General features: G+C 59.4%; 28 protein-coding genes, 1 other RNA gene and 1 pseudogene. 17 read left to right on the top strand and 13 right to left on the bottom strand.

The window, feature by feature from the left end:
* The 16 genes from ACYZT7_RS04825 (at position 1) to ACYZT7_RS04900 (ending at position 12,557) form a co-directional block, all read left to right on the top strand.
* Positions 1 to 306 carry a hypothetical protein gene (locus tag ACYZT7_RS04825; RefSeq protein ID WP_462040162.1) on the top strand — a complete coding sequence of 102 codons (306 nt, stop codon included), beginning with the start codon at positions 1 to 3 and terminating at the stop codon, positions 304 to 306.
* A gap of 56 nt (positions 307 to 362) precedes the next feature.
* Positions 363 to 578, top strand: coding sequence for a hypothetical protein (locus tag ACYZT7_RS04830; protein WP_462040163.1), 216 nt, complete (start codon positions 363 to 365; stop codon positions 576 to 578).
* 5 nt (positions 579 to 583) lie between these two features.
* Positions 584 to 910 (top strand): GPW/gp25 family protein, encoded by a 327-nt coding sequence (locus ACYZT7_RS04835; protein ID WP_462040164.1) that lies wholly within the window; start codon positions 584 to 586, stop codon positions 908 to 910.
* Positions 907 to 1,794 carry a baseplate assembly protein gene (locus ACYZT7_RS04840; RefSeq protein ID WP_462040165.1) on the top strand — a complete coding sequence of 296 codons (888 nt, stop codon included), beginning with the start codon at positions 907 to 909 and terminating at the stop codon, positions 1,792 to 1,794. The genes ACYZT7_RS04835 and ACYZT7_RS04840 overlap by 4 nt, the downstream gene beginning before the upstream one ends.
* Positions 1,791 to 2,402: a phage tail protein I gene (locus ACYZT7_RS04845; protein ID WP_462040166.1), complete on the top strand. Its 612-nt coding sequence runs from the start codon at positions 1,791 to 1,793 to the stop codon at positions 2,400 to 2,402. The genes ACYZT7_RS04840 and ACYZT7_RS04845 overlap by 4 nt, the downstream gene beginning before the upstream one ends.
* Positions 2,395 to 3,969 (top strand): phage tail-collar fiber domain-containing protein, encoded by a 1,575-nt coding sequence (locus tag ACYZT7_RS04850; protein WP_462040167.1) that lies wholly within the window; start codon positions 2,395 to 2,397, stop codon positions 3,967 to 3,969. Before ACYZT7_RS04845 ends, ACYZT7_RS04850 begins: the two co-directional genes overlap by 8 nt.
* A 9-nt stretch (positions 3,970 to 3,978) precedes the next feature.
* The gene (locus tag ACYZT7_RS04855; protein WP_462040168.1) at positions 3,979 to 4,410 is read left to right on the top strand and encodes a tail fiber assembly protein; all 432 of its coding nucleotides are present in this window, start codon (positions 3,979 to 3,981) and stop codon (positions 4,408 to 4,410) included.
* Positions 4,411 to 4,514: 104 nt separating this feature from the next.
* Positions 4,515 to 5,684: a phage tail sheath subtilisin-like domain-containing protein gene (locus tag ACYZT7_RS04860; RefSeq protein WP_462040169.1), complete on the top strand. Its 1,170-nt coding sequence runs from the start codon at positions 4,515 to 4,517 to the stop codon at positions 5,682 to 5,684.
* 12 nt (positions 5,685 to 5,696) lie between these two features.
* Positions 5,697 to 6,200 carry a phage major tail tube protein gene (locus ACYZT7_RS04865; RefSeq protein ID WP_462040170.1) on the top strand — a complete coding sequence of 168 codons (504 nt, stop codon included), beginning with the start codon at positions 5,697 to 5,699 and terminating at the stop codon, positions 6,198 to 6,200.
* 11 nt (positions 6,201 to 6,211) lie between these two features.
* A complete protein-coding gene (locus tag ACYZT7_RS04870) occupies positions 6,212 to 6,523 on the top strand; it encodes a phage tail assembly protein (protein WP_462040171.1) in 312 nt (103 codons plus the stop codon).
* Positions 6,524 to 6,671: 148 nt separating this feature from the next.
* Positions 6,672 to 9,110, top strand: coding sequence for a phage tail tape measure protein (locus tag ACYZT7_RS04875; RefSeq protein WP_462040172.1), 2,439 nt, complete (start codon positions 6,672 to 6,674; stop codon positions 9,108 to 9,110).
* Between the two features lie 12 nt (positions 9,111 to 9,122).
* Entirely contained in the window at positions 9,123 to 9,968 is an 846-nt protein-coding gene (locus ACYZT7_RS04880; RefSeq protein WP_462040173.1) for a phage tail protein, read from the top strand.
* Positions 9,943 to 10,149: a tail protein X gene (locus ACYZT7_RS04885; RefSeq protein WP_462040174.1), complete on the top strand. Its 207-nt coding sequence runs from the start codon at positions 9,943 to 9,945 to the stop codon at positions 10,147 to 10,149. Before ACYZT7_RS04880 ends, ACYZT7_RS04885 begins: the two co-directional genes overlap by 26 nt.
* 96 nt (positions 10,150 to 10,245) lie before the next feature.
* Positions 10,246 to 11,292 carry a phage late control D family protein gene (locus ACYZT7_RS04890; protein WP_462040175.1) on the top strand — a complete coding sequence of 349 codons (1,047 nt, stop codon included), beginning with the start codon at positions 10,246 to 10,248 and terminating at the stop codon, positions 11,290 to 11,292.
* Between the two features lie 57 nt (positions 11,293 to 11,349).
* Positions 11,350 to 12,009 (top strand): glycoside hydrolase family 19 protein, encoded by a 660-nt coding sequence (locus ACYZT7_RS04895; protein ID WP_462040176.1) that lies wholly within the window; start codon positions 11,350 to 11,352, stop codon positions 12,007 to 12,009.
* Positions 11,991 to 12,557, top strand: a complete 567-nt coding sequence (locus tag ACYZT7_RS04900; RefSeq protein WP_462040177.1) for a lysis protein — start codon at positions 11,991 to 11,993, stop codon at positions 12,555 to 12,557. Before ACYZT7_RS04895 ends, ACYZT7_RS04900 begins: the two co-directional genes overlap by 19 nt.
* A 61-nt stretch (positions 12,558 to 12,618) precedes the next feature.
* Here the strand turns inward: ACYZT7_RS04900 and ACYZT7_RS04905 are convergent, their stop codons facing one another.
* Both ACYZT7_RS04905 and ACYZT7_RS04910 read right to left on the bottom strand, forming a co-directional pair.
* Positions 12,619 to 12,867, bottom strand: coding sequence for a bacteriocin immunity protein (locus ACYZT7_RS04905; RefSeq protein WP_187676686.1), 249 nt, complete (start codon positions 12,865 to 12,867; stop codon positions 12,619 to 12,621).
* The gene (locus ACYZT7_RS04910; RefSeq protein ID WP_462040178.1) at positions 12,864 to 14,207 is read right to left on the bottom strand and encodes an S-type pyocin domain-containing protein; all 1,344 of its coding nucleotides are present in this window, start codon (positions 14,205 to 14,207) and stop codon (positions 12,864 to 12,866) included. The genes ACYZT7_RS04905 and ACYZT7_RS04910 overlap by 4 nt, the downstream gene beginning before the upstream one ends.
* 151 nt (positions 14,208 to 14,358) lie before the next feature.
* Here ACYZT7_RS04910 and ACYZT7_RS04915 point away from each other — a divergent pair.
* Positions 14,359 to 14,460 (top strand): annotated as a pseudogene (locus ACYZT7_RS04915) (lysis protein); the annotation flags it as partial.
* Here the strand turns inward: ACYZT7_RS04915 and ACYZT7_RS04920 are convergent.
* From ACYZT7_RS04920 to ACYZT7_RS04970, 11 genes are all read right to left on the bottom strand, one after another.
* Positions 14,457 to 15,173, bottom strand: coding sequence for a hypothetical protein (locus tag ACYZT7_RS04920; RefSeq protein WP_462040179.1), 717 nt, complete (start codon positions 15,171 to 15,173; stop codon positions 14,457 to 14,459). The pseudogene ACYZT7_RS04915 and the gene ACYZT7_RS04920 overlap by 4 nt on opposite strands.
* A gap of 106 nt (positions 15,174 to 15,279) precedes the next feature.
* The gene (locus tag ACYZT7_RS04925) at positions 15,280 to 15,699 is read right to left on the bottom strand and encodes a hypothetical protein (RefSeq protein WP_462040180.1); all 420 of its coding nucleotides are present in this window, start codon (positions 15,697 to 15,699) and stop codon (positions 15,280 to 15,282) included.
* A 193-nt stretch (positions 15,700 to 15,892) separates the two neighbouring features.
* Positions 15,893 to 16,123, bottom strand: coding sequence for a hypothetical protein (locus tag ACYZT7_RS04930; RefSeq protein WP_462040181.1), 231 nt, complete (start codon positions 16,121 to 16,123; stop codon positions 15,893 to 15,895).
* Positions 16,120 to 16,356, bottom strand: a complete 237-nt coding sequence (locus tag ACYZT7_RS04935; RefSeq protein ID WP_462040182.1) for an excisionase — start codon at positions 16,354 to 16,356, stop codon at positions 16,120 to 16,122. The genes ACYZT7_RS04930 and ACYZT7_RS04935 overlap by 4 nt, the downstream gene beginning before the upstream one ends.
* A gap of 33 nt (positions 16,357 to 16,389) precedes the next feature.
* A complete protein-coding gene (locus ACYZT7_RS04940; RefSeq protein WP_462040183.1) occupies positions 16,390 to 16,587 on the bottom strand; it encodes a DUF4224 domain-containing protein in 198 nt (65 codons plus the stop codon).
* A 174-nt stretch (positions 16,588 to 16,761) separates the two neighbouring features.
* Positions 16,762 to 17,155: a transfer-messenger RNA gene (gene ssrA, locus ACYZT7_RS04945) on the bottom strand.
* A gap of 98 nt (positions 17,156 to 17,253) precedes the next feature.
* Complete coding sequence (locus tag ACYZT7_RS04950; protein ID WP_282374922.1) at positions 17,254 to 17,541, bottom strand: hypothetical protein; 288 nt, start codon at positions 17,539 to 17,541, stop codon at positions 17,254 to 17,256.
* Positions 17,542 to 17,671: 130 nt separating this feature from the next.
* Positions 17,672 to 20,482, bottom strand: a complete 2,811-nt coding sequence (locus tag ACYZT7_RS04955; RefSeq protein WP_462040184.1) for an FAD-binding and (Fe-S)-binding domain-containing protein — start codon at positions 20,480 to 20,482, stop codon at positions 17,672 to 17,674.
* Positions 20,479 to 21,150 carry a LutC/YkgG family protein gene (locus ACYZT7_RS04960; protein ID WP_462040185.1) on the bottom strand — a complete coding sequence of 224 codons (672 nt, stop codon included), beginning with the start codon at positions 21,148 to 21,150 and terminating at the stop codon, positions 20,479 to 20,481. The genes ACYZT7_RS04955 and ACYZT7_RS04960 overlap by 4 nt, the downstream gene beginning before the upstream one ends.
* Complete coding sequence (locus tag ACYZT7_RS04965) at positions 21,150 to 22,604, bottom strand: LutB/LldF family L-lactate oxidation iron-sulfur protein (RefSeq protein WP_462040186.1); 1,455 nt, start codon at positions 22,602 to 22,604, stop codon at positions 21,150 to 21,152. The genes ACYZT7_RS04960 and ACYZT7_RS04965 overlap by 1 nt, the downstream gene beginning before the upstream one ends.
* Entirely contained in the window at positions 22,601 to 23,425 is an 825-nt protein-coding gene (locus ACYZT7_RS04970; RefSeq protein WP_462040187.1) for a (Fe-S)-binding protein, read from the bottom strand. Before ACYZT7_RS04970 ends, ACYZT7_RS04965 begins: the two co-directional genes overlap by 4 nt.
* Between the last annotated feature and the right edge of the window lie 56 nt (positions 23,426 to 23,481).

Raw genomic sequence — 23,481 nt, forward strand, 5'->3', positions numbered from 1 at the left:
ATGAGCGAAGGACAACAAGCGCGTGAGCGCGTCTATGACGTAGAGGTGATCGTAAAGCTGTTGCGGGGGCAAATTTCCCAGGAGTTTGACGCCTATCGCATGCGCGAGCGCTGGCCGATCGTTTTAACTGAGGCCGATCCCAAGGTGGTCGCCGAGGCGCTGGTTCGAGTGTTGAGTCACGGCCAGTACGTGGCTCGTGAAACGCGTCCGGTGGTGACGAATATCACCATTACCTGCAATGGGGGCGATCCCAAGGCGATCGCCGATGCCGTGGCCAAGTGTGCCGGCCCTGGTAACTTGCAGTAGTTAACCCTCAATCATCCTGCCCGCCGCGTGCGGGCTTTTTTATGCCTGGAGAAAACATGGCCAAGACCACCGATAAGCCCGCCGCCGATCAGTCGCCGGCGGCGGATCTGCTGTTGAAGTTCCGCGACACGGTTTACACGTCGCGCACGCTGATCATCCCTGAAACCGGGCGCGCGTTGCCGGTGGCCAAGGGCGTCGTCGAAGTGTCGGCGTCCGATGAACAGGCCCTGAGCTACCTGAAGGGTAACGAAGAATTCAAGCCCCTGGAGTGAGTTAGATGATCGGAATGGATCGCCACACCGGCCAACCCATCTCCGGCATCGAGCATCTGCGGCAGTCCATGGCCGACGTCTTGGGCACGCCGCTGGGCAGTCGCCGGCACCGTCCGGAATACGGCAGCAAGCTCCGCACCTATGTCGATCTGCCGGTTAACGCCGGCTGGAAAAGCTCGGTTCAAGCGGAGGCGGCCAGGGCCTTGGGGCGCTGGGAGCCGCGCCTGAAGCTAGAGAGCGTGCGCGTGCTGGCGGTGGTGGGCGGAAAAATCGACCTGAGCATTGCCGGTGAATTCCGCGGCGACCGCTTTCTATTGGAGGTGAGCCTATGAGTGCCTTGGATCTGTCGGCGCTGCCGGCGCCGGAGGTGCTGGAGCCCCTGGACTTCGAAGAAGTCTATGAGGAAGACCTGGGCACGTTCCGCAGCTACATGGGCGACAACTGGACGGCGACGCTGGAAAGCGACCCGGTCACCAAGGTGCTGGAGGTGGGGGCTTACAACAAGGTCGGCAACCGCGCCCGGGTCAACGATGCCGCCAAGGCCCTGCTACTGGCCCATGCGATCGGCAGTGACCTTGACCACCTGGGGGGCAACGTCAATCTGAAGCGCCTGGTGATTCAGGCCGAGGATCTGATGGCGGTGCCGCCGGTGCCGGAGGTCAAGGAAAAGGACGATCCGTTTCGCGAGCGCATCCAGTTGGCCTATGAGGGGCTGACCACGGCGGGGCCGCGTAACAGCTACATCCTGCATGCGCGCAACGCCTCGGCGCTGGTGGCGGATGCCACGGCGGAAAGCCCGTCACCGTGCTGCGTTACGGTAACGGTGCTGAGTTCGGAAGGGGAAGGGGTGGCCAGCCCTGAGCTGTTGGCCACCGTGGCGACAGAGCTGAATGATGACGACGTGCGACCACTCGCGGACTTTGTGACGGTGCAGAGCGCGCAGATTATCCACTACAGCATCGCCGCTATTTTGCACATGAACGGCGCCGGGCCTGAGGGGGACGCCAGTCTGGCGGAAGCCATCAAGCGCTTGGCGGCGTGGATCAATCCGCGCAAACGGCTGGGCGTCGAGGTCGCGCGCTCGGCGGTAGACGCGCAGTTGCACGTTGCCGGCGTTTCTCGGGTGGAGTTGACGGGATGGGCCGACCTGGCCCCGACCAAGGCTCAGGCGGCGTATTGCACCGCTTATAGCGTGGTCTTGGCGGGGGCAGCATGACGAGCTTACTGCCGAGCAATAGCACGCAACTGGAGCGCGCGCTGGAGGCGGGGCTTTACGAGCGCACGATTATCCCGCTACGCACCCTCTACAACGCTCAAACCTGCCCGGCGCATTTGCTGCCCCACCTGGCGTGGGCGTGGTCAGTCGATCGTTGGGACTATCGATGGTCCGAGGCGACCAAGCGGGCCGCCATCGACGCGTCTTATTACATCCATGCCCACAAGGGGACCATCGGCGCTTTGCGCCGCGTGGTCGAGCCCTTGGGCTACCTGATTGAAATCGTTGAGTGGTTCCGCACGGTGCCGAAAGGCGTGCCGGGCACCTTCGCGCTGAAGGTCGGCGTGCTGGACACCGGGATCACCGAGGAAATGTTTCAGGAGTTGGAACGCCTGATCGACGACGCCAAGCCAGTGACTCGGCACATGACCGGCCTCGATATCACGCTGGAAACCCGATTGAACGCCTATGTCGGCGTCGCTGTGTATGACGGCGATGAGATCGATGTTTACCCCTGGAGCAATCCCGATATTGACGTGGTGATCCAGGGCTACCACGGCGTTAGCGAATACACCCTCGACGAATTGGACGTGTACCCCCATGGTTAATGCAAACTCTCTTTTCGGCGGCATGCTCACAACACTAGGGGCTGCCAAGAAAACTAACTGCGACGCGCTGGGTATCCCGTGGGAGCCGCGCTACATGCTGATCGGCGATGCCAACGGCACCGATCCAGTGCCCAATCCCGCGCAAACGCAACTGGTCAATCAAGTCTATCGGGCGCAAATCAACCAGCTGTATGTGTCACCGACGGACGCCAATATCCTGATCGCCGAGCTGGTGTTGCCGCCGGATGTAGGCGGCTGGTGGATTCGCGAGCTGGCGCTGGAAGACAAGGACGGGGTGTTTTGTGCGGTGGCCAACGCGGCGCCGAGTTACAAGCCTTTGCTGGCGCAAGGATCTGGGCGCAATCAGGTGGTGCGGATGCACATCATCACCAGCGGCACCGCGAACATTCAGCTGAAGATTGACCCGTCCGTGGTGCTGGCGACGCGTCAGTACGTCGACGTGACGATTAACGGCCTGTTGCCTGCCAACAAAGTCGTCGGCACCTATACCAAGGTCACGGTGAATGATCGCGGCGTGTTTGTTTCCGGGTCGAACCCGACCACGCTGGCCGGAATGGGGATCACCGACACCTTCACCAAGGCCGAAATCGAGTCGATGATTGCGCAGGCCTCAGCGCTGCCGGTGGGCACCAACGCATCGTTTTCGGTGAATAAGATTCCCCCGGGATTTTTGGAGCGTGACGGTAGCGTTAAAAGCATTGCGGCTTATCCGGATTTGGCGGAGCACCTGGGCGGTGCATTCAATCGGGGCGATGAGGGGGCGGGTAATTTCCGCCTGCCGGAGACGCGCGGCGAGTATGAGCGGGGTTGGGATCATGGTCGCGGTGTGGATGCCGGCCGAGCGGTTGGCAGTTGGCAGAAGGCGACCGGCGTTTACCCATTAGTTGGCAGTGACGGAAATGTGCTCACTGTTAATCTGACAGATACTGACGGCGCTCTAAACCCTGTGCCGCACCCCTCGTACACATTGATGACCAAGACCGCAAACTACAGCACCATGCCGGTGGCTTCGCAGTTTGTCAGGACGCGCAACGTCGCGGTGGTGATGTGCATCAAGGCCTGGAACGCACCGATCAATCAGGGAAACATTGATATTGCCGCGTTGGCCGCGTTGGCTGCGCAAGCCACGGAAATCAATCAAGGCACGGCCAAAATCGCGACGCAGGCGCTGACGGATGCGGGCGTCGACGACACTACGATCATCACGCCGAAAAAACTGCGCTGGGGAGTGGTCTTCAGTATTGGTCAGAACGGCTATGTCGCTTTCCCGTCTTGGCTGGGTGGTTGGATCATTCAGTGGGGATCGGCGACGGACAACCAGCCGGACGCAGTCAACTGGCCGCTGCCTATGGCGTTCCCGACTGCCATCTACAAGGTTATCCCGGTGATGCGCGGCGCCCTCGACGGTGCGCAAAGCATGAATTGCTACTGGGATAAGGGCGCTACGAGCTTGACCACTGTTCGGGTGGGGCGTCGCTATGCCAACAACGGCGGCGCTGTTGCGGTTGCCACGCAAGGCTATGAGTACATCGCTATTGGGAAATAAGGCGGAACGATGAAGCGCTATTACAGCAAGACTACGCAGACGACCTATGTGAGCGGGATTCATGCCGCAATGCCGAATGATGCTGTGGAAATCACGGATCAACGTTATGAGGAGGTAATTGTTAACCCGGCTGCTGGGAAGGTTCGCAGTCACGACGAAAAGGGCTTGCCGATTCTGGTCGATCCCTTGCCTCTAACGGTCGAGGAGCTTTCGGCGCAAGAGCGGTTTTGGCGTGATACAGAGATCGAGCGGGTTAAGTGGTTGCGTGAGCGGCACCGCGACCAGCTCGAAATTGGGGCGCAAACGACGTTGACGCCTGAGCAGTTCGGTGAGCTTCTGGTCTACGTGCAGAGTCTGCGCGACTGGCCGCAAGCCCCGGAATTTCCGGCCGAAGAATCCCGGCCAGCGGCGCCCGAGTGGATCGCCGCCCAAGTCCCTTAAACACCCCGCACTGACGGGGCGTTTTCTTTTCCGTTACGCGTAACACGAACATCCCTGACAGCCTCGCTTATGCGGGGCTTTTTCGTTTCTGGAGATTGACCCTTATGAGTGGTTTTATCCACGGCGTCACCACCACGCTGATCGAAACCGGCGCGCGGACTATTTCGCTGCCGTCGTCCTCGATCATTGGTCTGTGCGACACCTTCACCCCCGGCATGCTCGGCGGCGGCACGGCGCTGGCAGGCGAGCTGAAGCTGATCACGTCCGAGCGCGAAGCCATCGCGGCGTTCGGCGCTGACTCGGCGATTGCCAAGGCGGCAGCGGCGATCTATGTGCGGGCCAAGGCGGTCATTGTTGCTGTTGGCGTGCCCAAGCTTGAAGACGCCGCGCTGCAAACGTCGGCCATCATTGGTGGCGTTCTCGCCGGTGGCCAGCGTACCGGCCTGCAGGCGTTGCTTGACGGCAAGAGCAAGCACAACGCCCAGCCGAAACTGTTGGTCGCCCCTAAACATTCAGCCACCCAAGCGGTCGCCACGGCCATGGATGCCCTGGCCGGCAAGTTGCGCGCGATCGCCATCCTCGACGGGCCGAACACCACCGATGAGGCGGCCATGGCCTACGCCCTGGAGTTCGGCAGTAAGCGCCTGTACATGGTCGATCCGGGGGTGCAGTTCTGGGACACGCTCTTGAGCGCCACGGTCGACGCGCCCGGCTCGGCCTGGGTCGCTGGGCTCTTTGCCTGGACCGATGCCAATTACGGTTACTGGGCGTCGCCGTCGAACAAGGAGTTTGTCGGCATCACCGGCACCACTCGCCCGATCGAGTACCTGGACAACGACGCCACCTGCCGGGCCAACCTGCTGAACAACGCGAACATCGCCACGATCATTCGTGACGGCGGTTATCGCCTGTGGGGTAACCGCACGCTGTCCAGCGACCCGAAATGGTCGTTCGTCACGCGGGTGCGGACCTGCGACATCCTCATGGATGCGATCCAGGCGGGGCACAAATGGGCGGTCGATCGCTCGATCACCAAGACCTATGTCGCGGACGTGACCGAGGGTCTTCAGGCGTTCATGCGCGACCAGAAGAACGCCGGCGCGGTGATCAATTTCGAAGTCTACGCGGACAAGGAAATGAACACGGCCAGCCAAATCGAGCAGGGCAAAATTTACTGGCGCATTCGCTTCACTGACGTGCCGCCGGCAGAAAACCCGAATTTCCTCATTGAAGTCACCAACGAATGGTTGACCGAAGTTCTTGAAACCGCCTAAGGGGGCCGCTCAATGATTCCTCAAGTTCTCTCCAACTGCGCCGCGTTTGTCGACGGCATCAGCTTTGCCGGCGACGTGCCGACCCTGTCGCTGCCCAAGCTGACGCAAAAGACCGACGACTATCAGGGTGGCGGCATGTCCGCCCCGATCGAAATGGCCATGGGCCTGGAAAAGCTCGAGGCGGCGTTTACCACCAACGGCGTGCGCCGCGAGTCGCTGAAGTACTTCGGCCTGGCCGATCAGACCGCGTGCAACGTGGTGTTCCGTGCGGCCTTCAAGGGGCTGAAAGGCGTAGTGACGCCGGTGATCGTGACCATGCGCGGCGGTATCAAAGAGGTCGACATGGGCGACTGGAAGCCGGCCGACAAGTCCGAAATCAAGCACGCGCTGAAGCTGGTTTATTACAAGCTCGAAATCGACGGTCGCGTGATGTACGAGATCGATCCTATCAACATGATTCAGGTGGTCGACGGTGTCGATCAGTCGGCGGCTGAACGCTCGGCCCTGGGTCTCTAAGGACAATGAACATGACTCAAGCAAACGAAGCCAAGGCATTGCCGAAGTGGCTGGCGCTCAACGATGACGGCGTGACCGTAACGCTGGCCTACAAGGCCAACTTTAACGGGATGGTCGTTGACAAGCTGACGATGCGTGCGCCCAGCGTGAGGGACATGGACGCCGCCAAGGCGGCCGGTGGTGGCGATTATGAAAAGATGGAAAAGAGCCTGTTTTGCAGCTTGCTCACGGCCACCGATGTCGAGTTGGGGGGCCTGAAATACAAAGACTACAACCGTTTGCAGGCCGGCTATTTTCGTCTGGTTGAAGAAGACGACGTGTAATGCCGCCACCCTAAAGGCGCTGGCCCGACGCTTGGCGAAAGAGACTAGTTTCTCGGCGGCCGAGATCAAGGCCATGCCTTTTTCTGAGATGGTTTGGTGGCTCACGGATTGAGCCGCCTTTGAACTACCCGACGTATAGGGCACGCACATGGCAAATAAACTCGCGCTCGGCCTGGTCATTGGCGGGGCGGTCAGCTCCACGGTGGGCTCAGCGTTCAAGGATGTTACCAGCCGCATCAAGCGCCTGGAGGCCGAAGGCAAAAAAGCCCGGGTGCTGGAAAAGACCATTGGCGACACCATGCGGTTGCGCGATGAGTGGCGCAAGGCGCACTTGGCGGGCGAGAAGGGGGCCAACGCCCTGCTGAAACAGCTTGAGGGCAATATCAGCAGCCTGAAGAAGCAAGGCGTTGAAGTTCACAATCTGACCAAGGCTTACAACGCCATGGGTCAGGCGGCCGCCAAGGCTGAGCTGAAGGCCAAAGGTCACCAGCAACTGGATGAGGGTAAGCAGAAGCTCAAAAGCAGTGTCGGCCAAGCGGTGGCCGCCACGGCGGCGATGGCGATTCCGACCAAGGTCAGTGCGGACTATGGCGCGATCATTCGGGACATTGCGATCAAGTCGAACATTGCCAACAAGCCCGAAGAGGCGCAGCTGTCCAAGACGATCGTGGACACTTCGCGGGACACCGGCATGGCGCGCAATCAGGTGGCCGAGGTGGTTAACGCCCTGGTCGGCGCCGGCATGGAGCTGGACAAGGCGCTGAAGTACGCCCCGACGGCGGCCAAGTTTTCCGTGGGCCAAGGCTCGGATGGCACCGAAACCGCCAAGATGATCAACGCCCTGGGGCAGAACGCCAAGATCACCGACCCGGCCATGATGCAAAAGGCCCTGGAGGCGATCGCCTACCAAGGCCAGGCGGGCAGTTTTGAGGCGGCCGACATGGCGCGTTGGTTCCCTGAGTTGCTGGCAGGCATGGGCAAGCTGGGCATCACCGGGATGGATTCGGTGACGCAACTGGGCGCCATGCTGCAGGTGCAAATGAAGACTGCCGGCGGCTCCGATGAGGCGGCGAACAACCTCAAGAACTGGATGGAAAAGATCGGGTCGGGTGACACGGTCGAAGCCTATAAAAAGGTCGGGATCGACTATCAGGGCTCGATGAATACCGGGCTGCAGAACGGTAAATCCACGCTGGAATCCAGCTTTGAGCTGGCGCAGAAGTACATCGCGGCGACCGATCCGAAGAAGGCCGCCGCCATGGCCGAGGCCACGGCCAAGATCAGCCAGGAGACGGACCCGGAAAAGGCCAAGGCCATGATTGCCTCCCTGGAACAAGCCTTGCGCACCGGCGATCTGTTCGCCGACATGCAGGTCAAGGGCGCTTTGACCGCGTACATGCAGAACAAAGACCTGTACGCCAAGTTGAAAGCCGACTCGGCCAGCGCCACGGGGATCTTGGATAAGAACCTTGCGGAGCGCCGGCAGTCGTCGGCGCAGAAGTGGTCGGAAATGGCGCAGGGCATGGACGACGCCATGCGCGCGATCGGCGACGCGTTCCGCCCGGTCACGGATGCGGTGGCGGACGGGCTGACCTACGTCACCCAGGGGCTGAGCAAACTGTCGGACGAATCGCCCCGGGTGGTGTCGGGCATCGGTGCGGCGGTGGCGGCGGTGATCGCCTTTCAGACGGCGATGAGCAGTTTCAAGATCGCCAAGGGCCTGCTGAACATCGGGCGCGGCTCGCTGGGGGCGAATCCGAACATCCCGCAAAAGGTGATCGTGACCAATATGCCGGCGGGTGGGGGCGCCGGTTTGGACGGCGGCGGCCTCGATGGCGAGGGCAAGAAAGGTAAGAAAGGCGGCCGGGGGGGCGGTGGTCGTGGCCTCGGTGTCGGCTCGGTAATGAAAGGCGCGGCGGTGTTCGCGGTGGCCGAGGCCGGGTACAAGGCCGTCGACACCTACAACAACGCCGAGACGCGGGACGAGAAGGCCGAAGGCTACGGCGGGGCCGCCGGAGGTCTCGCCGGCACGTTGGGTGGTGCGGCGGCGGGGGCGGCCCTCGGCACGATGATTGTGCCGGTGATTGGCACGGTCGTCGGCGGCATCGTCGGCGGTGCCCTGGGCGGCATGGGCGGTGACGCCCTGGGCGGTGTGGTCGGTAAGTCGATGTTTGGCGGTGACGATGCGCTGAAGACGCTGCCGATCGCCGGGCCGTTGATGATGGCCAATGCCGGCAAGGACATTCCGCCGGTGATGGGCGACATCGCCCGATCGTTCGCCGCGCCGAAAGCCGTGGGGCCGCTCGCCGTGCCCGGCGATGCCGCGCGGGCCATGATGTTGCCGCCGGCCAGTGCGGCCGCCGGAGCCGCTGCTGGGCCGTTGGCGCTGGCCCCGGCCGTCAAGGCCGAGCCGCCAAAAATAGAGTCGAAGGTGGATATCCAGGCGCCGTTTTCGCTGGTGGTGAACGGTGACGTGAAGGACGCCGCGACGCTGTATGCCCAGCTCAGGCCGCTGCTCGATCAGCACTATCGCGAGATGGCCAAGCAAATGGAGAGCAAACAGCTCTTTGACGCGGCGCACGTTTAATCAGGAGGGCTCATGGAAGCATTGGGGCAGTTACAGTCGGGGCTGAAGTACCTGGCCTCGGCCGGTGAAACCGGTCGGCGCAGCATGGACGGCATGCTCGGGCCGGTGAATGGCGCGATCGGCGAAATCACTGGCGCCGCGTCCGAGCTGGAGGGCTTGCCCTTTGTCGGCCCGGCGATCGGGGCCAAGCTGCAACGGGTCATGCGCGGGGTGAATGCCGCGCAGGCCAAAGTCGGCCAGGTGGTGGCCACCTACGGCACGGCCACCCGCGCGTTGTCGCAAATTGATGAGCGCATGGGGGTGCTGAAAGAGCAGGCGGGCAAGGCGGCGACGGCGATTAACAAGATCGCCGGAAAGGCCAGCCCAGCGCTGGCCAACATCGAGCCCACGGGGGCCTTTGCCACGGATCAGACGCCGGCGCCGGAGGCGGTGAAGCCGTTCCCGCACCTGCTGACCATCCAGCCGCAAGACCCCAAGGCGCAGCCGTATCACTTCAACCTCGACACGGCGGCGTTTGATGAGTTGCGCCGCTCGACCGAATTCCGTTGGGCCTCACAGGAACGCCTGTCGCGCCGCCCGGCGCAGCAAGCGGTGGGCATGGGCGACGAAAAAATCACGCTGAAGGGGGTGATTTTTCCGGGCTTCAAGGGCGGGCTGAAGCAGCTCGACACGTTGCGCGCGCTCGGCGCCCAGCTCCAACCCCTGACCCTGATCACGGGCTATGGCGACGTGCTGGGCGCGTGGTGCCTCAAGAGTCTTGAAGAAGAACAGGGCGCGCTGATGCAGGGCGGGATTCCGCGTAAACAAGGGTTCACTCTGGAGTTTGTGCGTTATGGCGACGACATGCAGAACGTCTGACGGGGATCTGCTGGACACCATTTGCCATAACTTCTATGGCCACTTGAGCGGCACCGTGGAAGCGGTGCTGGATGCCAACCAGGGGCTGGCCGATGAGCCGCAGCCGTTTCGCGCCGGCGTGCTGATCGTGTTGCCGGCGCTGTCGGCCCCGGTCGCCGAGCAAGTCACCCTGTGGGATTGACGCCGTCCGGAGTCGCCGCCGGCCACACCATCCGTTACGCGTAACGGCCTACTGATCTCGACCCGCCTGGTGCGGGTTTTTTATTGGACAAAATCCATGACCCCCAGCTTTAGAATCGTTGTCGATGGGGCCGATATCACCGGGCTGATCAATGATCGACTGATCCAGCTGCGCACCACGGACAAGACCGGCATGGAGTCGGACGAGTTCGAATTGCGCATTGATGACCGTGACGGCCTGGTGACGCTGCCGCGCAAGGGCGTGGGGGTCGAGGTCTACCTGGGCTATGCCGAGACGTCACTGGCCCGTATGGGCCGTTACGTGGTGGACGATGTCGCGGTGTCAGGTCCGCCGGACACCATCGTGATCAAGGGCAAGGCCAGCGACATGCGCGGCAGCGGCAAGACCATCCGCAGCGGTAGCTGGGAAGACGTGCCACTGTCGAAGATCGTGGCCGACATTGCGGCGCGCAATGGCTGGCAGCCGGTGTGCCCGGTGTCCACCAAGGTCGCTCGGGCGGACCAGCTCAGCGAGTCGGATTTTAGTTTCATCACGCGCCTGGCCAAGCAATACGACTGCACGGCCAAGGTCGCCGACGGCAAGTTGTTGGTCATGCCCCGCCAAGCGGGTCAGAGCGCCAGCGGCAAGGCCTTCGGCGCGATCACCCTGACGCGCAGCGACGTCAGCCGCTGGCAGTTCCAGTTCGGCGATCGCAACGCGCACAAGTCGGTGGGGGCCAAGCACCAAGACAAGAAGACCGGCAAGCTCGCGGTCGTGTCCCTGGATAACGACGACGTGCCGGACGGCCTGCCAGCGGTGCATACCGATCGACATATCTACCCGAACAAGACCGCCGCCGAGGCAGCCGCCAAGGCGCGCTTGGCGGCGTTTAATCGTTCGACGGCCGACGTTCGCCTGGAAATGCCCGGGCGCACGGACCTGTTCGCCGAGCGCTCGATTAATGCCCAGGGTTTCAAGGTCGGCCTTGATGGCCAGTACTTGGTGGACTCGGTCGAGCAGCTTTACACCCAGTCCGGCTGGACGACCTCGATCGAGTGCAACGGTGGCAAGCAGGGCAAGGCCAACGCCAAAGGCAAGAAAGCGAAGAAGCCGGCGAAGCCGGTCAAGGTTGTCAGTCTGTAATAGCGCCTCGGCGCCCCATCACCCGCCGCGTGCGGTTTTTTTATGCCTGGAGTTTTTATGCCGCTTATTCAGCAGCAGTTGCTGCGCATCCTCCCCAACGCCCGCCCTGTCGCGGGCGTTTTTGTGCTGGCCCTCAATCGCGCCATGGCGCGCTTTGACATCGGTTCGCCGGTGCGTCAGGCCGCGTTTCTCGCCCAGGCCGGGCACGAGTCAGGCCACCTGACCAAGTTGTCGGAAAGCCTCTATTACAAAGACCCCGAGCGGGTCGCGCTGCTGTTCAAGTCAGGCTTTGACCTGAACCACAATGGCCGGGTCGATCCGGCCGAAGTCGAAGACGCCAAGGCCTACTTGCGCAACTCGGAAAAGATGGCCAGCCGCGTCTACGCCGATCGCATGGGTAACGGTCCCGAGGCCTCGGGCGACGGCTACCGCTACCGGGGGCGCGGCCTGATCGGTATCACTGGCCGCGACACCTACCGACTGTGCGGCAAAGCCCTGGGGCTGCCCCTGTTGGAAGAGCCTGAGCTGTTGGAGCAGCCGGAGTTCGCGGCGCTGTCGGCGGCCTGGTACTGGTGGGATCGCGGCTTGAGCGAGCTGGCCGACGCCGGCCTGTTCGATCGCATCACGCGGGTGATCAATGGCGGCACCAACGGCCAAGCCGATCGCCGCGCCCTGTGGGCGGTGGCCAAGGAGGTGTTATGCCTATCCTCGATCTGATTCCGTCGGCAGTGCGTCCCTGGGCGATCGCCCTGGTGCTGCTGGCGATCGCCGTCGCGGCCGCTGGCGGCGCGTGGGCGGTTCAAGACTGGCGTTATGGCCAAGCGCTCGCCGAGCAGGGCCAGAAAGCGGCTGAGAAGGCGACCGCCGAGGCGCAGACGGCGACGGCTCGCGCCGAAGCGGTGACGGCCGCGCTGGTGATCGAGCAGGACAAGCGCGCCGCCCTGGAGCGCCGCTTAACGACCAACGATGAAACCCATTACAAGGAACTGACCGATGAAAAGAACGCTCAGCAACGCCTGTCTGGCCGCCTTGCCACTGCTGATGTCCGGTTGTCAGTCCTACTCGCCGCCGTCTCCGGCCGTGGCGGTAGTGACGGGGTGTCAGCCCCTGCCAGCGCCGGCGGCGTGGTTCATGGAGGCACAAGAGCCGAACTTGACCCCGCGCATGCTCAGCGAATTGTCGGCATCACCGGTGACGGCGATCGAGGATTGATTGCGCTGGCGGCCTGCCAGGCCTACGCAAAAGAAGTGTCAGCACCGAATTAGAGAGGAGCGGCCGGAGTGGATGCGCAAACACAACTCCGGCAGTCGACACCTTACTCAGCAACTACGCTTTGAAGCCTGGCATACCTTGCGCAGCACGCCACTGTTTTACAGTTTCGGTGATGCCTTCCGCTGAATCATCAGCTCCGTCTTCCGGGTAAAAGATCAGATCAGAGCCCCCCGGGTGCTCGCTCACTTCCTCAAAGTGGAACACTAATTCATCCACTTCCGGTTCTGTTCCATCGTGGCTGATGATGCGCTGCAGGAGGGCTACGAACTCACCTTCAGTATATTCATTGAATGTGTTTTTCATGATTTTTGCCGGTCTTCCTTGTGAATTTCAGCGTGGCGTTTAGGCGTTGCTACACAGAGATTATCAACGTCGTAGACAGCCCCACCATGTTGAATGTGTTCTATGTGATGGATCTCGTAGCGACCGTTCTTTCCGTTTCGTTCTGCTTTCGGCGCGAATGGAGAATTGCCTTTTGCTAACCACTCTTGGTTGGTGGGCTTGAACTGGCTGAGCAATTCGGGATCATTGCTCACGGCAGTCCATAGCGCTGCCCGGAAATCGTCGAAGCTCTTAAATTTTTGCCCCCGTAACTGATCAGCAATTCTTGACGGAATCGGTGCGCCAAGGCCTGCGCCAGCTCCAGCAAGCCAGATACCGGACACATCTTGCCCTTGTCCAGTCACTGCGCCAGGGGAGTAGCGAGCATTGATGACAATGTACAGCGGTTGTACGCCTGATCCCGCTGGGAATATTAAGATGAAGTCTTTGTAAGTGTCCGGGTAGATTGGGCTGACGATGATGGTATCAGCCTGTTCGGTGGGTGGATAAATCCATATCTGAGGCGCTTGGGGGGCGGCCTCCAAAGGGGGAATCCCCGAGGTGCTGGATGGATCAACTGCTGGAGTCCAGATCAGTGTTACGCCGTCCCCAAAGTCTGCCACTTGCTGAGAGCCTTGCTCAACGAACTGTACCACTGGAATCATCTCCCAGTCGGTGCGCTTTTGTGTGTTGTAGCCATATCCCTTCAGGGTGCCATCAGCCTGCTGTTCGACATGTATTCGAACTCGAGTACGGCCTTCTTTGAGTGATTGGAGCTGTTCTTCGGTGTATAGGGCGCTATCACCCAAGCTCGAAGGCCACAGTAGCGCAACTACACCCACCAAAGCACCAGCCGCTACACCGGCAGTGACGACGCTGGTAGCGCCAGCAGCACCTGCACCGGTTGCGGTGCTCCCTGTCGCAACAGCAGCACCAGCACTGCATAATCCACCGCAAGACACACCCGCAGCCGAAGCGGCAGCCCCGCCCAGCAGAAGTGTTCCCAAAGTTGCGGGTAGCGCTCCGCTGACTTTCTTGAGGGGGATGTTCCCTTGTGCATCAGTTTCACGGCCGCCGAGAATCGCGAACTCGCCGAAATTGGCAATTTTCTCGACAGGAATAAAGCCGGATGGCTTTTTGTGATCGATCACACCGTCAGGGAGATCACAGCTTTTCGCGAACACACAACCCACGGGGTTGGGCTTGGCGTCTTCTTTTAATGGGAGGTCTTTGTACTCAGCCCAACGCTGGGCATGGGTATCAACAGGCTCTACGCCTTGGTTGCGATAGCCCTTCGGCGGGTTTGGAACATAACCACTCATGCAACATCCTTGTTCGTCCTTGAGGTTTTTCGTCCCGAAGCAAATCGGAGCGCGATATTACCGCTATGGTTGGCGAGTTTGAATGCAGGCACTTTGGTATTGCGCCAGCAACGTGCCGACTGAGGCTAGGTGCAAACCCGACTTGACCCTTACGTATGCTCAACGAAGTATCGCCATCACCGACATTAGCGACCGTGGCCTGATCGCGCTGCAGGCGTGCCAAGCGTATATTGGGTCTCTAATGAAACACTAAACCCCTATCATTTTTTTAAACGACTCGGTCAGAAGCAACGGCACCACCGGAGTGGCCACCGTAACTGCGTCAGCGATACCACCTAAAACATTCAATATTTTTGAGCCGACAGTAGTTTCGCTGATAGCTGATCTATAGTCGCTGTCAAAGGCACTATGGCCAAGCAATGCATCGATAGATGATATAATCGGGATTTCGCCACCCAGCCGGTATTCTTCCAGCGCGGTGACGATTTTTCTAAGGGATCTAGCAAGATACTCCCTTACTTTTATTTCCAGATCTCCAGATAAGACTTCTTCTACCAGCTCATTCAGGGATTTGATGAATTCTTGAATCTGTAGACTGGTTAACTTACTCGGGCTCTTGAATTCTAGGAGCTCTGCCGCAGATGTTAAGTGGTCAATTGCCGTGGAACTGACGTGTGCAATAAATGACTCAAATTGCCCGTTCATTTCCTGATTGAGAAATCCTGTGTCAAGTGCTGTCTTCCATGTTTGCGATGCCCTCGCCTGTCTAGGAAACAGCTCATTAACCAGTTGAAATGTCTCTTCGGACAAATTCATTACCTTTGAAAGACGCTCATGCATCAGGGCCGTACTTTTCCCTGCGTCCAGAATTTTGGTCCAAGCTTGGCGGGTGGTGATCGTCCTACTGATGCCTTGAGCCTCGATCAAAACATCCAAGAGGCGCGAGGCCGGGTTTCCATTTTCCATAAAATTTCCGAAGTGGATTGAGTATCTCTAGCTCTAAAACTAGCTCACTCCGCCCCTGTTTCGCTAGGGGACAATCCAATCAAATGACAGGAGAATTTTATGCAGCCTACTGGTCAACCGGAGGGGGCGGCTGCCTGTTCCGGCGACGATCCTTCTTGACCCCAGACCTTCCCAAGAGTTCGTCCACCAATTTATAGAAATCCTCTGAAGTCGCAGGCTTATGGGTGGATAGGCCGGATCTCTGGCCAAGCCTTGCGGGGCTGCGCTTTTTCCACTCTGATTGCGGTGTGTCTTTAAGAAGATGTGGTTCCTCTACTCTTTGAAGCTTTTTAACCGAGTTTTCCGCGATGTAAGCATCTGCCCATTTGTCTAGCTCGATTCGATCAAATCCCACGCCTTGCTGGCCGATTGGGAATTCGCTCACATGGGGCCGCACAATCTTATTGAAAATGTCGCGACACATGCCGAGATAACCTGGCGCCTGCTTTGCTCTGATTATGCGGGGTTGGACGATGAGCTTATCCATGAGTCTATGCCTTTGGGAAAGGGTGCGACCTCCATCGAGCTCTGCAGCGAGCACCAGTTTCGGCATGGTGGGTGGAGGCCGCACCAGCTCTAAATCGTAGCACCCGATACTAAAAGTAAAAGGCTACCCGCCGAATGGATGTCGTGGCGCATGCTCAATATAGCCACGCGGGGATGCGTGGTTAATGCTCAGCTCAATCGAGCTTAAGCATCTGCGCAAGTAATGGATCATCTGATCCCAGCACCGCTGCCTGTATATCCACGAAGTACATTCCGCCCGTGATTTCTCCGACGATCTCGCCTTCCTCAATCCATTTTTTCAGCTGTTGGAGACTAGGTTTATTACCTGCATAGCGCAGCTTGCGGTACTCGCTGGCCTCCATAAGCCTGGGAAGTCTCACCGTAACCTGAGAAAGAATTTTCATGATCCTTGCCCTCTTCGAGCCGCCTTTATTCTCTCAACCAGACTTCTTCCAGTCGTCCTATCAAGCCGCGCCGGTTCACGATAGTGAGCATTCGACTCTACGTAGTAATTGCGTCCATGCTTGATCGGGGTAGGAGTGATTCGCCCTTCGCGTGCCCATTTTCTCAGTGTATTGGGGCTGGGCGGCGTTCTGAAATGATCTTTAGCCCATTCAGTGAGAGTCAGTTTGCTCATGCTGGCACCCGAGGATGAGGTTAATACCAAACTTTATTTCAATCGGAGCTCGGGATACCTCTTGGGCTCGCAATGCCCACCGAGACGGCTGATAACGACTTGGCGCAACACCTTTGGATGTCCGTCTCCGCCGAGAATAAATGGAATAGAATTTTCGCGCAGCCAGCGCGATTGATTTGCAGGCCGCTCATAGCCGGAGAGGTCGGCCACTTCATCCGTCGTCAACAGCATCGCACGCTTCGTTGCAGATGCCGACCACGGTAGACGGGAAGGCAGAGTTTGGAAACTCTACAGGATCACTACAAAAGCTGTCATTAAGCTGGCATAACCGAGCCAAAACCAACCATTCAGGCACAAAAAAGGCACTTGCGAGAAACGCTAAGTGCCTGATTTGTAACGCTTATTTGGTGGAGCCGGGGGGATTTGAACCCCCGTCCGCCAGTACTCCGCTGTCGGTACTACATGCGTAGCCGTGTCTATTAAGTTAACCCTCAGCGACCCGACGGGCAGGGTGCTTTGGGCGAGTTGTGTAAGTTTTAGCCGCTTCGTCCACAACGTACTGCACGGCGATTCTGTTCTATATGACAATCACTTTGGGTTTACAGACATCCCCTGATGATTGCTGGACCCGAAGGTACCAGGAGGGAAGGGCTAAGGCTGCTTACGCAGCGAGAGCGTATTCCCCGTAGGTTTCGTCATTGGCAACTATAGAAAGTTGCAACAGTGGATTTACGAGTTCTGTTACCAACTCGGCATGCACCTAAAGTTTCGCAACCGGCGTCGAATCCTAAACGGCCCCGAGCCCATTGCTCTGTGAATCAAAGTGAGCAACAAGCCTGTGCAGTGTACGCCAACGTGGCTCAGAAGGCCAACCCGAAGGTTGGCCTTGAGCGGCTATCAGGTTTTACCGCCTTTGCTCGCGTTCTGGATTTCCTGGATGGTTTGGGTGGTTTCCGAGATGCACTTCTCGGTGCCTTCCTTGGTGTTCATCGCCTGGTGGGCCTTGGCTTGCTGGACGCTGGCTTCGACACGAGCACTGATTTCCGGTGCCTGAATTTGTGACTTGGCATTGGCGATGGTCTGCAGGTTGGTTTCACAGAGATCTTCTGAGCCGCCGGCCGCAAACGAGGTGGACGCCATCAGCGAGGCAGTAACGAACAGACCTAACAGTACAGAACGTTTCATGTGTATCTCCTTGAACTGAGGGTCCAGGCATCGCTGGCCGTCAGGACGGGCTGCCGAGTTTGGGTAAGGCCCGGCGTTTACCGGACTTAATCTGTGGACTACGGCGGCCCCTCAGGGTTCTATTTTTTCTTCAGTTCACTCTGGCCTGAGTCACTCGATCCACCAGATAGACCAGCCCGTGGTAGTCGATTCCGCCGTGCATCGTAAGACCTATCTCACAGGTGCGACTGGTAGAAATCCCTTCGCTGCACTGCTGCACCGCATCCTTGAGCGTGCGCAGCGAATGAGCGTTCAACTCCGGAATGGTGAAACCCTTGTCTCCGGCAAAACCACAGCAGTGAATACCTTCGGGAATGACCACGTTTTTACTGCACTTGCGGGCCAGATCGATCAACGCCTGGCTCTCGCCAAGGTGTTGAGTACTGCAGGTGACATGCACCGCGATCGGCGCTTCCTGTGGCGTGAAATCCAGTCGATCCATCAAATGCGTACGAATGAAGCGCACAGGGTCGTACAAGTCCAGTCGCACTTCACCCAGGTCTTGAACCAGCCGTAACGTACACGGGCTGGTGTCGCAGTAGACCGGGTCGAGCCCGCCGCGACTGGCGTGCAGCAACGCGCCGATCAGTTCCTGGCGTTTGTGTTCGGCCTGTTCGGCATAGCCCTTGGAGGCGAACGGCTGACCACAGCAGAGGTTGTCCAGATTGTCCGGGAAGACCACTTGGTAACCGGCTTTTTCCAGCAGACCACGGGTTTTGTCGTACAGCGACATTTGCTCTTTATCACCTACAGCCGGGCCCATTGCCCGCGACACGCAGGCGGCCAGGTACACCACGCGAGGGCGTTCGTCCGACACGGTCGGGCTGAAGCGAATGGCTTTTTCCGGTTGCGGCATGGCGCTGGTCCACTGCGGGACCTGACCTTTGGATAAACGCGTCAACGTTGCTGAAAGCTTTGCCAATCGTGGCGCCCCCAACAGCATTCGCGCACCGTTGGCCACGTGCAGGGTGAAACGTGCACCTTGCAGCGCGGTGGCGAAATTGCCTTCCAGCCAATTGGCGGTTTTTGTATGAGTTGCCTTCCGGCTGCGGAGCTTTTTCACCAGTTCGCCGGTGTTGATTCCTACAGGGCAACGTTGCGCGCAGAGGCCGGTGGCGGCGCAGGTGTCGATGCCTTGGTATTCGTAAGCAGCTTCGAGTTCGGTGGTGTCCACGCCAGCGCGTTTCTTTGCCTGAATGTCGCGCCAGATCACGATGCGCTGGCGCGGGCTCAGGGTCAGGCCTTTCGATGGGCAGACCGGTTCACAAAAACCGCATTCGATGCACTTATCCACAATCTCGTCGGCGGCCGGCAACGGCTTCAGATGTTTGAGGTGAATCTGCGGATCGTCGCTGAGCACCACGTCCGGATTGAGAATGCCGTTGGGGTCGAGCAGGCGTTTGAGCTGCCACATCAACTGGTAGGCATCGCTGCCCCATTCCAGCTCAACGAACGGCGCCATGTTGCGACCGGTGCCGTGCTCGGCTTTCAGCGAACCGCCGAATTCCACGGCCACCAGTTGCGCCACGTCGTCCATGAAGGCCTGATAGCGTGCGACTTCTTCCGGGTTGTTGAAGCCTTGGGTGAATACGAAGTGCAGATTACCTTCCAGCGCGTGTCCGAAAAGGATCGCTTCGGCGTAGTGATGTTTGTCGAACAGCTCGATCAAACGGTTTACGCCGATGGCCAGTTGTTCCACCGGGAAGGTCACGTCTTCGATGATCACCGTGGTGCCGGTTTTGCGCACGGCGCCGACGGCGGGGAAGGTGTCTTTGCGGATCGCCCAGAGCCGGGCGTTTTCCACCGGGTCTTCGGTGAAGTCGACTTGTTTTTCCACGGGGAACGAGGTCAACGACGCCATGATGTGCGCCAGTTGTTCCTGTAGCAAAGTGGACGATGCGGCGCGAGATTCGATCAGCAGCGCACAGGCATTGTTCGACAGCTGTTGTACGAAAGCAGGCATGCCGGGTTTGTCCTGCACCGAACGCAGACTGCGCCGGTCCAGCAGTTCGACGGCCGACACCGGTTGGCTTTTCAGCACAGTCACGGCGTTGCAGCAGGTTTCCACATCCGGGAACACGATCAGCGCCGAGGCCTTGTTCGGATGGTCGATCACCGTGTCATAAGTCACCGCGCTGATGAAGCCTAGCGTGCCTTCGGAGCCCACCAGCAAGTGGCTCAAGATATCCACAGGTTCGTCGAAATCCACCAGGGCGTTGAGTGACAGTCCGGTGGTGTTTTTCAGGCGGTATTTGTGGCGAATTTTTGCTGCCAGTTCGGCATTGGCGCGGGTCTCACGGCCCAGGCACGCCAGACGTTCGAGCAGCGAAGCGTGGCTCTCACGAAACGCGGCAATACTCGCCGCATCTTCGGTGTCGAGACGGCTACCGTCGGCCAGCACCAGACGAATGCCAGCCAACGTGTGATAGGTGTTTTGCGCCGTGCCGCAGCACATGCCACTGGCATTGTTGGCGACGATGCCGCCGATCTTGCAGGCGTTTATCGAGGCCGGATCGGGACCGATCTTGCGTCCAAAGGGTGCCAGCCATGCGTTGGCCTGTGCGCCGATCACGCCCGGTTGCAGACGAATTTGTGTGCCTTGCCCGCGAATCTCGCGACCGTTCCAGTTATCCCCGAGAACGATCAATACCGAATCGCTGATGGCCTGGCCGGACAGGCTGGTGCCAGCGGCGCGGAACGTTACCGGGACTTGATCCCGTTGCGCCAGTTTCAGCAGCGCCACCACTTCATCTTCGGACTCGACACGAATCACCAGTTTCGGAATCAGCCGGTAGAAACTGGCGTCGGTGCCGAAGGCCAGGGTCGAAAGCGGATCGTCGAAACGTCGTTCTTGGGGAATCAGTTGCTGCGCATCTCGCAGAAAAGCTGCCGGTAGACTCATTGGTCCTCCAGGATCAGAACCACCAGGTCTTTCGGGCCGTGCGCGCCGTAAGCCAGGACTTGCTCGATGTCAGCGGTTTTCGACGGGCCGGACACCAGCAGGGCGTTGGTCGGCAGGCCCTGGGCCCACTCGAATTCCTGCTGTACCTGATAGAAGTTGTCGCGGATTTCACTGGCCTTGAGTAGGGCGAAATGCACCGGCGGTACCAGACTCATCAGGCGCGGTTCTTCCCGCGTCGGCCAGAGAATCAGACTACCTGTCGCGGCGATTGCACCGAGGGTGGTGGTCAGGCTCGCCGGGGTGTCGTTGAACAGCTCGGCTTTCCATTCTTCAACCGGACGGTCGTAGGCTTTGAGCGTGGGCAGGTCAGGATTTTTCGCCCAATGCTGAGTGACACGTTGACCGTGAGGTGTAGTCGGTGCGATCAACAGGCTCGGTATCTGGCGATCCTGCAGTAACTGGGCCAGCAACTCGGGCCAAGCTTCGTCGGACGTCAGATGTATTTCGGTGTGCACCGCTTCCATCAGTTTGCGCAGTTGCGGGATGCGTTGCTCTGCGGTGTAGGTGTACGGCGCTGTCACCAGTTCGACGTCGAACTCGTCAGGCACCGGTGTGGTGCCGGTCAGACTGTTCCGCAACTTGACGAGGATATTTTGCTTGGCACTCATCAGCGATCTCCCTGTTTGGCCAGATGCTCGCGTGCCATGTCATGCAGTGAGCGGGCAGCGGGTTTCGGTGCACTGTGGTTTTGCGTCCAAGGACCAACATTACTCGGTGCTAGGGCACGCAGGCGAGTGGCGAAGAAGCCGAACAGGCGATAGAGCGTTGGCGAGCTGTTGAGCTTGGCCCAGGCATTCCAGATAAAGCGTTCCTTGCGCGAATATTTGCTGCCTTGGCCGCGCATGACTTGATGCGGACTGTCCGGAGCCTTGACGTTCTCCTCCCGCAGGCGACGCAGCAGTGCCGGGATTGGAATTTTTACCGGACAGACCTCACCGCAGGCGCCACACAGCGACGAGGCACTCGGGTGGTCAGGGGCTTTCGCCAGGCCGACCATGTGCGGGGTGATGATTTTTCCGATAGGCCCAGGGTAAACCTCCCCATAGGCGTGGCCGCCGATTCGGGTGTAGACCGGGCAATGATTCATACACGCGCCGCAGCGAATGCAGTTCAGGGTCTGGCGCAATTCGCTGTCGGCAAAGGCCTGGCTGCGACCGTTGTCGAGCAGGACCAGATGCACTTCCTGCGGGCCGTCGAGTTCGTGCTCTTTGCGTGGGCCGGAGATCATGTTGACGTAGGTGGTGATCGGTTGACCAAGGGCCGAGCGCGTCAGCAGTGACAAGAGCGGCACCACGTCGCGCAGGTTTTCCACGACTTTTTCGATGCCGGTGACGGCGATGTGCACTGGCGGCACCGTGGTGGTCATGCGGCCATTGCCTTCGTTTTCCACCAGCAGCAGGGTTCCGGTTTCGGCCACGGCAAAGTTGACGCCGGAGACGCCGATGTCCGCTTCGAAGAATTTCTGCCGCAAGACTTTGCGACCGATCTGAATGAGTTGGTCAACGTCCTTGGTGTACTCCACGCCAAGTTTGTCGTGGAACAAGGACGCGACCTGACCGGCATTCTTGTGGATCGCCGGCATAATAATGTGTGAAGGCTTTTCGTGGTCGAGCTGGACGATGTACTCGCCCATGTCCGATTCCAGGCATTCAATGCCCTGTTCAGCGAGGAAGTGGTTCATCTCCATCTCTTCGCTGACCATCGATTTGCCCTTGATCACTTGCCGCCCCTCGTGAGCGCGGATGATCGAGAGGACGATGCCATTGGCTTCGTCCACCGTTTCCGCCCAGTGCACTGTCACACCGTTGCGGGTCAGGTTCTGTTCAAGCTGCTCGAGCAGGTCAGGCAACTTGGATAACGCACGGGCGCGGACAGCATTGCCCAGCGCTCGCAAATGTTCTCTTTCGTGGGCATCGCTGAAGGACGCTGCCCGTTTTGTCATCAGTGAATCCATCGCAGTGCGAAAGTTGTTTCGCAGTTGCTTGTCACCCAACGCCTTATGAGCCCGGGTGCGAAAATCTTCTTCTACGGCAACCGTAGGAATAATCGCGGAAGCGTTCATAGAACACCTCCGGTTCGCTGCCAAAGGAAACTGGCCAGGTGTTGGCCGCGCAACGCTTCCCTCTGTTTCTCCAGCGAGCCGTTGATGTTCATCAGGCAACCGCAGTCGGCACTGAGTACCTTGTGCGCGCCGGATTCCTTCAATGACCGGGTCTTGTCCGCCACCATCGCGCCGGAAATGTCTGGCATACGGACGCTGAAAGTCCCACCGAAGCCACAGCATTCACTTTCATGGCTATGGTCGACTCGCTCCACATTATTCAGCTGCGCCAGTAACTCACGGCCGTGCAGGTGGGTGTTCATCTCACGACGTGCCGAACACGAGGTGTGCAGCGCCACTTTCACAGGTGTGCCGCTGTCCTTGAGCTGCACCTTGCAGACAAACAACAGGAACTCGGCCAACTCGTAGGTCCGGGAGGCCAGAGCCTGAACCTGTTTCAGCGTTTGCGGCTCATCCTTGAACAAGTCGGCATAGTGTTCGCGCAACATGCCGGCACACGATCCTGACGGCACCACCACCGGATAATCCCCGGCAAACAGCGCCAGTTGCGAGCGCGCCACAGTCCTTGCCTGCTCGGTGTAACCCGAGGTGTAGGCCGGTTGCCCGCAGCAGCTTTGTCCTTGCGGGTACTCGACACGAATGCCTTCGCGTTCCAGCAGATGAATCGCATCCATCCCGGCTTCCGGGTAGAACAAATCCACCACGCAAGTTCCGAACAGGTAAACCCGTGACGGTTTTTTGCTAGGGTATTGCCGAGGCTCGGGCAGTGGCGGGGCGACACGGGTCGCGTTCGGCACAGCGTTATAAAATTGCTCGCTCATCAGGCGTGTCTCTCGGCCGGTTATCCGTCCGTTGAGGCTGCTGAATATAGAGAGGG

It is taken from the genome of Pseudomonas sp. RT4P38, assembly GCF_054897765.1.

Excerpts from the sequence above, each read along its gene's own strand:
- ACYZT7_RS04825 (WP_462040162.1), top strand. The coding sequence starts at position 1 with ATGAGCGAAGGACAACAAGCGCGTGAGCGCGTCTATGACGTAGAGGTG.
- ACYZT7_RS04970 (WP_462040187.1), bottom strand. The coding sequence starts at position 23,425 with ATGAGCGAGCAATTTTATAACGCTGTGCCGAACGCGACCCGTGTCGCC.
- ACYZT7_RS04865 (WP_462040170.1), top strand. The coding sequence starts at position 5,697 with ATGATTCCTCAAGTTCTCTCCAACTGCGCCGCGTTTGTCGACGGCATC.
- ACYZT7_RS04890 (WP_462040175.1), top strand. The coding sequence starts at position 10,246 with ATGACCCCCAGCTTTAGAATCGTTGTCGATGGGGCCGATATCACCGGG.
- ACYZT7_RS04845 (WP_462040166.1), top strand. The coding sequence starts at position 1,791 with ATGACGAGCTTACTGCCGAGCAATAGCACGCAACTGGAGCGCGCGCTG.
- ACYZT7_RS04930 (WP_462040181.1), bottom strand. The coding sequence starts at position 16,123 with ATGAAAATTCTTTCTCAGGTTACGGTGAGACTTCCCAGGCTTATGGAG.
- ACYZT7_RS04830 (WP_462040163.1), top strand. The coding sequence starts at position 363 with ATGGCCAAGACCACCGATAAGCCCGCCGCCGATCAGTCGCCGGCGGCG.
- ACYZT7_RS04955 (WP_462040184.1), bottom strand. The coding sequence starts at position 20,482 with ATGAGTCTACCGGCAGCTTTTCTGCGAGATGCGCAGCAACTGATTCCC.
- ACYZT7_RS04925 (WP_462040180.1), bottom strand. The coding sequence starts at position 15,699 with ATGGATAAGCTCATCGTCCAACCCCGCATAATCAGAGCAAAGCAGGCG.
- ACYZT7_RS04840 (WP_462040165.1), top strand. The coding sequence starts at position 907 with ATGAGTGCCTTGGATCTGTCGGCGCTGCCGGCGCCGGAGGTGCTGGAG.
- ACYZT7_RS04885 (WP_462040174.1), top strand. The coding sequence starts at position 9,943 with ATGGCGACGACATGCAGAACGTCTGACGGGGATCTGCTGGACACCATT.
- ACYZT7_RS04870 (WP_462040171.1), top strand. The coding sequence starts at position 6,212 with ATGACTCAAGCAAACGAAGCCAAGGCATTGCCGAAGTGGCTGGCGCTC.
- ACYZT7_RS04905 (WP_187676686.1), bottom strand. The coding sequence starts at position 12,867 with ATGAAAAACACATTCAATGAATATACTGAAGGTGAGTTCGTAGCCCTC.
- ACYZT7_RS04960 (WP_462040185.1), bottom strand. The coding sequence starts at position 21,150 with ATGAGTGCCAAGCAAAATATCCTCGTCAAGTTGCGGAACAGTCTGACC.
- ACYZT7_RS04900 (WP_462040177.1), top strand. The coding sequence starts at position 11,991 with ATGCCTATCCTCGATCTGATTCCGTCGGCAGTGCGTCCCTGGGCGATC.
- ACYZT7_RS04895 (WP_462040176.1), top strand. The coding sequence starts at position 11,350 with ATGCCGCTTATTCAGCAGCAGTTGCTGCGCATCCTCCCCAACGCCCGC.
- ACYZT7_RS04910 (WP_462040178.1), bottom strand. The coding sequence starts at position 14,207 with ATGAGTGGTTATGTTCCAAACCCGCCGAAGGGCTATCGCAACCAAGGC.
- ACYZT7_RS04965 (WP_462040186.1), bottom strand. The coding sequence starts at position 22,604 with ATGAACGCTTCCGCGATTATTCCTACGGTTGCCGTAGAAGAAGATTTT.
- ACYZT7_RS04855 (WP_462040168.1), top strand. The coding sequence starts at position 3,979 with ATGAAGCGCTATTACAGCAAGACTACGCAGACGACCTATGTGAGCGGG.
- ACYZT7_RS04860 (WP_462040169.1), top strand. The coding sequence starts at position 4,515 with ATGAGTGGTTTTATCCACGGCGTCACCACCACGCTGATCGAAACCGGC.
- ACYZT7_RS04920 (WP_462040179.1), bottom strand. The coding sequence starts at position 15,173 with ATGGAAAATGGAAACCCGGCCTCGCGCCTCTTGGATGTTTTGATCGAG.
- ACYZT7_RS04880 (WP_462040173.1), top strand. The coding sequence starts at position 9,123 with ATGGAAGCATTGGGGCAGTTACAGTCGGGGCTGAAGTACCTGGCCTCG.
- ACYZT7_RS04835 (WP_462040164.1), top strand. The coding sequence starts at position 584 with ATGATCGGAATGGATCGCCACACCGGCCAACCCATCTCCGGCATCGAG.
- ACYZT7_RS04935 (WP_462040182.1), bottom strand. The coding sequence starts at position 16,356 with ATGAGCAAACTGACTCTCACTGAATGGGCTAAAGATCATTTCAGAACG.
- ACYZT7_RS04940 (WP_462040183.1), bottom strand. The coding sequence starts at position 16,587 with ATGCTGTTGACGACGGATGAAGTGGCCGACCTCTCCGGCTATGAGCGG.
- ACYZT7_RS04950 (WP_282374922.1), bottom strand. The coding sequence starts at position 17,541 with ATGAAACGTTCTGTACTGTTAGGTCTGTTCGTTACTGCCTCGCTGATG.
- ACYZT7_RS04875 (WP_462040172.1), top strand. The coding sequence starts at position 6,672 with ATGGCAAATAAACTCGCGCTCGGCCTGGTCATTGGCGGGGCGGTCAGC.
- ACYZT7_RS04850 (WP_462040167.1), top strand. The coding sequence starts at position 2,395 with ATGGTTAATGCAAACTCTCTTTTCGGCGGCATGCTCACAACACTAGGG.